This is a genomic window from Methanosarcina sp. (assembly GCF_035390745.1).
Lineage (GTDB): Archaea > Halobacteriota > Methanosarcinia > Methanosarcinales > Methanosarcinaceae > Methanosarcina.
Genome location: NZ_DAOOUJ010000094.1, coordinates 1 through 7,890, shown reverse-complemented (window position 1 = coordinate 7,890; position 7,890 = coordinate 1). Strand labels below are relative to the sequence as shown.

The window sequence follows — 7,890 nt, the reverse complement described above, 5'->3', positions numbered from 1 at the left end:
GGTAATTCAAATGTAAAGTTGCTCCCCTTTCCAGTTTCACTATCAACCCGGATGACCCCGCCGTGAAGTTCCACAAGTTTCTTCACAAGAACAAGCCCGAGCCCTGTCCCGCAGTACTGTTTGGAAGATGAGGAATCGATCTGAGTAAAGGGCTGGAAAAGTTTTTTCTGATCATCAGGAGAAATGCCTATTCCAGTATCCGTAACTGAAAAAATTGCTCTGCCCCCGCTTTTTTTACAGTTGACAGAGATACTTCCTTTTTCCGGCGTAAACTTGATAGCATTGCTCCCAAGGTTGTAAAGGATCTGTATAAGACGGCTTCTATCTGCCTGAATACTTCCAAACCCTGGTTCTGCGATAAAGTCTATTTTAAGGGATTTAGCATGGGCAAGGGGTGAGAGAGTGGATTTCACCTCTTCGAAAACAGAATCAATAGAAAACTCGCTGTAGTGAAGTTCCATTTTTCCGGCTTCTACTTTTGAGAGGTCAAGAATATCATTTATAAGCCCCAGGAGGTGTTTTCCGCTAGTAGAGATGTTACTAACATATTTCAACTGTCTTTCGTTGAGTTCCCCAAAAACTCTCTCAAACAGGATGTCCGAAAAGCCGATGATAGAATTCAGAGGCGTCCTCAGTTCATGGCTCATATTGGCAAGGAATTCGCTCTTGGTGCGGCTGGCAGTTTCTGCTTCTATCCTGGCATAGATCATAGCTTCTTCCGCCCGAATACGGTCGGTAATGTCCCTTCCCACTGCCTGGATAGTGTTGTCCTGGGTCTGGAGCAGTGAAACGTTAAAATCCATAAAAATGGGAGTTCCATCTGATCGTATCATTCTGGTTTCTTTGCGTGTAGAACCTGTTGTCTTTACTTCTGTCATTGCGGACCTGACTTTTTCCCTGTATTCTGGCGAAAACAGATCTATTATCGATTCTTGCTTTAGTTCCTGTTCATTATAACCTAATATTTCACAGGTCATTTTATTTACTTCGAGTATCTTTCCATTAAAGTCGTGAATTATTATGGCATCATTCGACTGCTCAAAAAGACTTCTGTATTTTATCTCACTTCTTGCTATCTTTTCTTCTGCCCTCTTCTACTTACTGATATCTCTCACAACGGCAATAGCAAGGTCAGGGTATCCTTCAAGAACCTTGGAACTGCCTTCTGCATCAAAGATCTCACCATTAGCTTTCTGGTATACTGTATTGATATGAATGAACCTGTTTTTTCTGCATTTCTCCAACGCCAGATTGCCGGCATCTCTCAGGTAAGGAGGCAGGAGATCTACCACACTCTTTGTCTGTAATTCTTCCTTTGTGTATCCGAAAATCTCACATGCTTTTTCGTTTACTTCAACTATCTGACCATCAAGCCGGTTCAGGAATATAGCGTCATTTGATTGTTCGAAAAGTGCCCTGTATCTTTCCTCATTGCGCTTAAGCTCATCCTGGGCTTCTTTCTGCTCTGTTATGTCCTGCAGTGTACCGATTAATTTTATGACTTTTCCATCCTGTATTACCGGACGCCCAATTGCTCTGACCCATTTATGTTTGCCTTTTGCTGAGATAAGTTCCAGTTCATGCTCATATGATTCACCCTTTTCTACAGCATCATTAATTGCCTTTTCCAGAATCTCTCTTGAGCCTGTAAGATAAATGCTCAGACCACTCTTCAAATCAGCAGGAAGATCTTTTTCATATATCCTTAATATTTCAGGGGTCCGCGTGACCACACCGGACTCTAAATCAATCTCCCACCCGCCAATTCTTGCGATCCGGCAGACTTCACTCAGAATAGCTTCACTTTCACGCAGTTTATTTTCCATCTGCTTACGATGTGTAATGTCTCTGACAACTGCCTGGGACAAGCCAGAACATCCTTCAAGGAGCCTCGCACTTATCTCTACATCAATAATGTCCCCGTTTGCAGTGAGATATTTGGTATCGCCCCGTACAGTCCCTTCAACTTCTAATCTATTTATCGCTTCCAATCCATTCTTTCGGCGTTCCGGGATCAACAGGTCATGAACATTCATTTTCTGCAAAGCTTCCTTTGAATATCCGAGCATTTTAGAGGCACTGTCGTTGACTTCCAGTATCTGTCCTTCGAGATTACTAACAAAAACAGCATCACCTAATTGTTCTATAAGGGAACGGTACCGTTTCTCACTGCGAATTACCTCTTCCTCAGCCATTTTTCTATCGGTGATGTTAGCTGACGTCCCGTATCCGAGAAAGGCCCCATCTTTCAGGTAATGGAAGGACCCTCTGGTATTTATCCAGACAGGTTTACCGTCATTTGAGACCAGTCTGTAATCGATATAGAGAAGACTGCCATGCTGCTTGAAACCCTGTTCAAGTGCCTCCCTCACTTTTTCCCTGTCTTCCGGATGGATATGTGCAAAAAATGTATTCCAGTCCGTTCCTATGGTTCCGGGTGGAAGTCCCATTACTTTATCCACAGATTTGGAAATATAGGTATCCAGTGCATTTCCTTCTTTATCAAAAGTAGCTTTCCAGATTATTGTGTCCAGAGAATTAACAATCTTTTCATATTCCTGTTCTTTTTTAAGCAGCATCGATTCGGTATTTTTGCGTTCGAGGACATTTGCTATCATGCCGCCGGCAATTTTCAGAACATTGAGCTCTTTATAATCCCAGTTATGCACCTTTTTTTTGGAATCGACTCCAATGAAGCCTTTGAATGTACCATAGAGTGAAAGAGGGATCATTGCAACGGATTTTATCCCCAGATCCTGCAGCATCTTTTTTAGCTGCTCTTTTTCTTTCGGGATTTTATTCACATCAGGAATATTGACAATCTGAAAATTATTAAGCCGTTCAAATACAATTTTTTTCGTATCCCATTTTTCATTGAGTGGTATTCTGGAGATTACCCCATCTGCAAGCCATTCATGTGTTTTAATGATGTATTCTGTGTCTTCAACAACACTGAACAGAAATGAACGGTCCGCACCGATAAATTTTGCAAGATCCTCCAGGGTCTTATTGATTTCCCGGTCAATGTCTTTGAACTTGCTATTTATAAACCGGTCAGATATCTGTGATATCAGTTTGTCCTTGCGTTTGCTGAGTTCAAGTTCGGCTGTTTCTCTATTTTTAATGGTAAGGTCTTCAATAATAGCATAGCACCCGTATATGAGTCCATTCTCATCCTTTCGAGGAAAGACCTTGAAATTCAGAAAAAGCTCCTTTTCCCAGAGCGACCGGTAAGCTGTTTCTATAGAAGAGTTCCTGCCTGTTGTAAGTGTTTCTTCAATAATAGCAGATATGCCGCATTCAACAAGAGGTGGAAAAGTCAGCATGTTAAATTGTTTTGTAAAATCAGCGGAAGGAGACCCCAGAAGGTTCAACAGAAAATCATTTATTGCGGTAATATTTCCCTCCCTGTCACATGAAAGTATGCCAAGAGGCAGTTCGTCAACAAGGTTCTCAAAACCTTCATGATGTTTTTCCGGCAGGCCTATAAGCTCGGCGGTATAGCTGCGATACTCTTCGGTCATGTTTTTCAGTTAATCCCCGTGATCAAAATCCCGTGTCTCTCTTTGTAAATAGCTTTCAATATTCTTTTAGTATAATGCTATATTTATAATTTGTTAAATTATTTAGTTTTCGTTTTTAAATTCCTCAGATAAGTTTGTAACCTTCTCTATTCCAGTTTGAAGAACTCTAACGAATTTTTGCGTTTAATTAATGCATTCCAGAGGCACTAAATAATGAAAATTCCAGATCGTGGGATGTCGTGATCTATCTGCGAAATGAAACGACTTAACAGGACTATGAAAAAACACTTCTATTAACATAAAAAAATTTGAGTTTAAGCTGTTCTAAGGAATTATAAATTGATCAGCAATTCAAAACAAGACATAACTCTAAAATATGATCTGAAGTTGAAGTTACAGGAAAAATACCACCATAATCTGACAAGTAGAAGATATCTTTACGGAATAGCAATGTTTATTTTTATTTAGAGCAGATTTATTTTATGGACATATTGGGGAGAAAACACCTTAAGGGAGCTAATCTTATAGGGGCTGAACTTCAAGGAGCGGATTTTCAGGAAGCTAACCTTATAAAAACTAACCTTGAAGGGGCTGACCTTCGAGGAGCTAACCTTAAAAAAGCTGACCTTCGAGGAGCCAACCTTTCAGATACTCACCTTCTTGACGGAAAAGGAGCAGATCTTCAAGGGGCTGATCTTCAGGAAGCAAATCTGCAGGGAGCCTGCCTTATGAAAGCTAATCTTCAAGAGGCTAACCTTGAAAGAGCCAACCTTCAACTGGCTAACCTTCATCTGGCTAATCTCAAAGGAGCTAACCTCAGAAAGGCTAATTTTCAGGTGGCTAATCTTGAAGGAGCTAACCTGCAGGGAACTGATCTTGAAGAAGCTGATCTCTATGCAGCGGACCTTCAGGAAGCAGATCTTCAGGAAGCTAACTTAAAAGGCGCCAGGCTCTGTGGATCTGATTTTCACAAAGCCAATCTCCATAGGGCTGAGCTTCAAGAAGCTGATCTTAAAGGGGCTAACCTTACAGGAGTTCATCACCTATCCATCGACCAGCTTTCTAAAGTGAAAACACTTCATAATGCAAAACTGGATGAAGAGATCCTGATACCGTTGAAAGAGAAGTATCCTTCTCTTTTTCAGGGAGCTGATAAATAAAAAAAGATTATAAAAAGTGGAAGAAGTAGATAAGTTCGAAAAAGAAAAAATTTAAAAAGTAAATGGAAAAAAGTTAAATTTTATATCGACTGTGTCAGGCTTGACTCGGTTCTTCTGTACCTCGGATTTGGAAGATGCGAAGCCGAGATCAGTTTCCCGAGATCCCTTGACTTTTCCAGCAGACTGTAGGTAACTTCAACATTATCCGTACCAGCTGCAACGATTGTCTCCAGAACATCAAAGCCCAGATAGTAAAGAAGACCCGCTGTGTACTCGAAATAGGGTTTAAAGGCATCCATGTCCGGAAGTCCCTGAGTAAAGACAAGAATTAGTTTTTTATTATCAAGCCTGCTGGAGAAATTTGGTCTTAAGAAAGCTGTCATGCGGTCAATAAGGAGTTTTGTCTGGGCTGTCATCTGCCACATATATACGGGAGAGCCGAGTACAACAGCATCAGCTTCCTCGATTTGATGATAAAGTTCCTGCATATCATCATCTATAAAGCAGTAGCCATTCTCCTGGCACCTGTGGCAGGCATCGCAGCCTTTGATATTAAGAGAAGAAAGATTATAAATTACGGTTTCTGCTCCATTTTCTTTAGCTCCTTCGAGAATTGCATTCACGAGTTTTGCGGTATTGCCATCGACTTTAGGACTTCCCACCAATCCGAGTACTTTAATGCTAGAACCCCCATTCAAATTTTAAAGATCTAATACTAAACATTTTTACACAAAAGTATAAACGATAAATCAGGATAAAAACGTTTCTCTTATTTAAAAAAATAAGCCAGTCAATATGAAAACAAGTTCAAAAAAAAGCTAAAGAAAAAACGGAAAAAAGAGAAAGAGAGAAAGAGAAAAGAGAAAAAAGAGAAAACAGAGAAAGAAAAAAAGTTTTTTACTTTTATACTTTTTTCCTTTTTCTACTCCATTTTATTGTTTCCCTTTCAGATATTCATTTCCTGATACTGGTTCACAATTTCTTCACTCTAAGAGAAGCAAACGCTCCTAACCCTGCAACCAGTCCAGAGAAGACATTAAATCCCGGCAGTGAGAACTTCTTCTCTTCGGAACCGGCATCATCAAGCAGGTCTTTGTATGTATCATAATTGGAAATCGAAACTCCCGTAAAAGCCGAATCTTCTTTATAGTACTCTTCAAAACTGGCAAAAAGATTCTGTATAGAGAGCTTATCTTCAAATCCTTCTTCCGCGGAAATTTCAATTATTCCACTTGAATTCGCACCTCTTATCTCACCCATCTCGGGTGCAATAGTATCTACAATATTCGATGTAGAGTTAAGGTAAGCCCCGCGGCCATAAGCCCTGACAATGAAGAAGTCTACAAGAGGAGAAATATCTTTAATCTCTGATGCGGCATAACCGGGCTGGAGGCTTGCTGATATAGATACATTTTCTCCGGCTCTTTTACTTGCAAGCTCAAAAAGAGGTGTATAGTCCATACAACTGTCTTCATTACCGGAAACAGGAGAACTTTTCACGTAAATATTAATTCCATCAAAAGGTGCAAGTGACTTCTCATTATAATCAAGTATAGCATTCAGTGAAGACCGGGAAGTGCTGGTAGCCAGTTCTGATGTACAATTGAAATCTTCCAGAATCACTGCATAGACTGAAAATCCTTCGTCATGAGCTTCTTTCACAAAACGCTCATACTGCCAGACATCCGGACCGTTCAAACTCAGGAAAATAGTATCAATCCTTGAGGCTTTAAGATCCTTAAAAAGTACGGGGAACTCGAACCTGTATGGGGAAGAAAGTTTGATTCCGGAAACATTAACATGGTATTCAGGGAAAAGAGTTCCCCGGGTTTGAGTCTCATTTCCACTCTGGCTTTCCTGTACTGTAACTGTATCTTCAGGGGTTTCTTCAGTAGCTGAAACCTCAGGAAGATCAGTTTCAGTTTCATGGGCTGTTTCAGATTCAGAAGGAGTGGTTTCAGATTCAGAAACATTATCAGTCCCGGAAGTATTATCATCGGCAGAGATTTCAGTTTCTATTTTATCAGAAGAAAAGCTGACAGTTGGTTCGGATTCAACAAACTGGCGGACAAAAGCATAGTCCACAGCCATGTATCCTGTGTTCTTTGAGGCATCAGAATAAGATTCCGCATAAAGATAGACATGCATGGGGAAGTTAGTGATATATTCATTTGAAGAATAATCCATCTTTGCATCCCGAATTCCATTCTTAAACCAGGCTATGTGGCGTGTATCGTTTTCTTCGTACCAGGCGATTCCTGAAGTGTACCATTGCCCTTCAGAAACTCCTGTATCAGTTTTGTCAAAGGAATTATACCTCTCTTTCCTGTAAGCTGTCTCCCAGCTCACCTTACTCTCATTGGCTAATTCGGTTTCGTGAATAATTTTGTTTTTCTTGCTGGTAATCTGATCTATGAAACCCTGTTCCAGCAGAGGACCTCTCTTATCTCTTCCTGTGGTGACTTTCATTCTTTTGACCATAAACATGGAATTAATACCAAAAGTTTTCTTACTGTAGATAAGGGATGAATCATAAGCATGAGGCGCGGGAGCTGTCACGTAACATGTGTCGTTTTTCACATCAACATGCCCTCCACCTGCACTTTCGGAATTCCATAAAGACCCTTTGAGCTCGTCTCCCTCAAAATCGTCAAAGAACTCAAAGGTCCTGTCTCCATTACTCACTGCCTCTGCCTCAGGATCTCCATATTTCATAAGAAGTTTAGTATCCTTGTTTGCAGGAAGAGAAGGAATTTTTACCCAGATAAGAGCTTCTTCAGCTTCCGGATCCCAGGATTCGATCCAGTAACTGAGTGTTTTTCCTCTGGAAGAAAAACGCAGGTCAGAGCCATCTGCTTTTGCCTGTGAGAAATTGAAGTTAGAAGAATTCAGAAAAATAGGAACCTGATAATTTGTTAGATTTTCTCCGGAATTTTCAGTAATTATAATATCCCGGGAGTTGCCTTCCAGATTATTTGTTGTTGATAGAGACCCTGAATCAGTCTCAGCCGCCGCGACAAAGCCAGTAATCAGAACAAAGAAAAAAATAGAAATAATCCCACACGTGATCAGTCTTTCTTTCATTTTTAGCAGCCTCTTTTAACCCTTTTGAATAAAAACAATAAAAAATATTATCAAGACATTATTAAAACTATAATCGATACCATCTATAATCGATACCATCTATAATCGATACCATCTATAAT

Annotated in this window: 5 protein-coding genes; 1 reads left to right on the top strand and 4 read right to left on the bottom strand. The window is 40.2% G+C overall.

The window, feature by feature from the left end; translation table 11 throughout:
* Both PLL47_RS14015 and PLL47_RS14010 read right to left on the bottom strand, forming a co-directional pair.
* Nucleotides 1-1,016 (bottom strand): PAS domain-containing sensor histidine kinase (locus tag PLL47_RS14015; RefSeq protein WP_324447067.1); only part of this gene is annotated, 1,016 nt, incomplete at its 3' end.
* 78 nt (nucleotides 1,017-1,094) lie between these two features.
* Entirely contained in the window at nucleotides 1,095-3,524 is a 2,430-nt protein-coding gene (locus PLL47_RS14010) for a PAS domain S-box protein (RefSeq protein WP_324447066.1), read from the bottom strand.
* A 482-nt stretch (nucleotides 3,525-4,006) separates the two neighbouring features.
* On the opposite strand from PLL47_RS14010, the gene PLL47_RS14005 reads away from it, so the two are divergent.
* Nucleotides 4,007-4,684 carry a pentapeptide repeat-containing protein gene (locus PLL47_RS14005; RefSeq protein ID WP_324447065.1) on the top strand — a complete coding sequence of 226 codons (678 nt, stop codon included), beginning with the start codon at nucleotides 4,007-4,009 and terminating at the stop codon, nucleotides 4,682-4,684.
* Nucleotides 4,685-4,764: 80 nt separating this feature from the next.
* Here the strand turns inward: PLL47_RS14005 and PLL47_RS14000 are convergent, their stop codons facing one another.
* Both PLL47_RS14000 and PLL47_RS13995 read right to left on the bottom strand, forming a co-directional pair.
* Nucleotides 4,765-5,382: a flavodoxin family protein gene (locus PLL47_RS14000; protein WP_324447064.1), complete on the bottom strand. Its 618-nt coding sequence runs from the start codon at nucleotides 5,380-5,382 to the stop codon at nucleotides 4,765-4,767.
* A gap of 274 nt (nucleotides 5,383-5,656) precedes the next feature.
* Nucleotides 5,657-7,768, bottom strand: a complete 2,112-nt coding sequence (locus PLL47_RS13995) for a DUF2341 domain-containing protein (RefSeq protein ID WP_324447063.1) — start codon at nucleotides 7,766-7,768, stop codon at nucleotides 5,657-5,659.
* Nucleotides 7,769-7,890 lie beyond the last annotated feature (122 nt).

Coding starts and splice junctions, on each gene's coding strand:
- PLL47_RS14010 (WP_324447066.1), bottom strand. CDS start 3,524: ATGACCGAAGAGTATCGCAGCTATACCGCCGAGCTTATAGGCCTGCCG.
- PLL47_RS14005 (WP_324447065.1), top strand. CDS start 4,007: ATGGACATATTGGGGAGAAAACACCTTAAGGGAGCTAATCTTATAGGG.
- PLL47_RS13995 (WP_324447063.1), bottom strand. CDS start 7,768: ATGAAAGAAAGACTGATCACGTGTGGGATTATTTCTATTTTTTTCTTT.